At 58.0% G+C, this 896-nt stretch carries 1 pseudogene; it reads left to right on the top strand.

Annotated elements, in window-relative coordinates:
* Nucleotides 1-408: pseudogene (locus tag VQ02_RS34340) on the top strand (lysylphosphatidylglycerol synthase domain-containing protein); the annotation flags it as partial.
* Between the last annotated feature and the right edge of the window lie 488 nt (nt 409-896).

The raw sequence follows: 896 nt of genomic DNA on the forward strand, positions 1-896 counted from the left end.
CCCCTCGAACTGCTCGGCGCGGCCGGCATTCTCTATTTCGCCCTGCCTGAGGCGGTAAATCCCGGCCCCATCGCAGTCATCGCGATCTTCCTTGCATCCTTCTCCGTCGCTCTGGTCTCGAACGCACCGGGCGGCCTCGGCGTCTTCGAACTCGTCTTCATCACGGCGATGCAGATCACCGATCCGGGCCAGAAGGACGCGATCATTGCGGCCGTCATCGTGTTCCGGGTCTTCTATTTCTGGATACCGGCGCTGATTTCGGTGGTCGTCGTCCTGCTCTACGAGCGCTCACGCCTCGCCGACCTCGCAAGAGCGCCGCAGGCCTCCACCGTGCCCGCACCGCCGGTCGTCGCTCCGGGCCTCGATCCAAACAGGATCGAGAAGAAGCTGGAGAAGAAGCCTCTCTGAGCGGGTTCGCGTTGGTAAGCCAACGCTTCACCTCGCTCAGGCTTTCGAAGTGTCGCAGGTTTCAGGACGCCAAACCAGCGACCACTTTTGCTAAACCTGCTTAGGGACCGGATCGGCCTCGCTCTCGACAGCGGTCCCACACCGTCGGAGTGTCCGGCTGGGGAAGTCCCGGCCGATCTCGCAGCCTTCAGACCAACGCTTTCGGAAGGGCTCGGCAATCAAGGCTCGGGGGCGGTTCGCTCAGAGCGAGGACGCGCTCCGGAGGGGACCTGCTATACCCGATCGGATCCGGCATCGCGTGCGGCCTCGCTCACACCGAGCCCACCAGACGGACAAAAAAAAACAAAAGCACAAAAATAAAGATTCTTAAACGTAGGAAAATGAATTGTACAAATTTACACTATGTAGATCCGAATTTGACTCGGAGTTCTTAGGAAGACCAAAACTACAATTATTAGCTATACTAATGTACGTACATCACTATGCTA

Source organism: Methylobacterium variabile (assembly GCF_001043975.1).
GTDB classification, from domain to species: domain Bacteria; phylum Pseudomonadota; class Alphaproteobacteria; order Rhizobiales; family Beijerinckiaceae; genus Methylobacterium; species Methylobacterium variabile.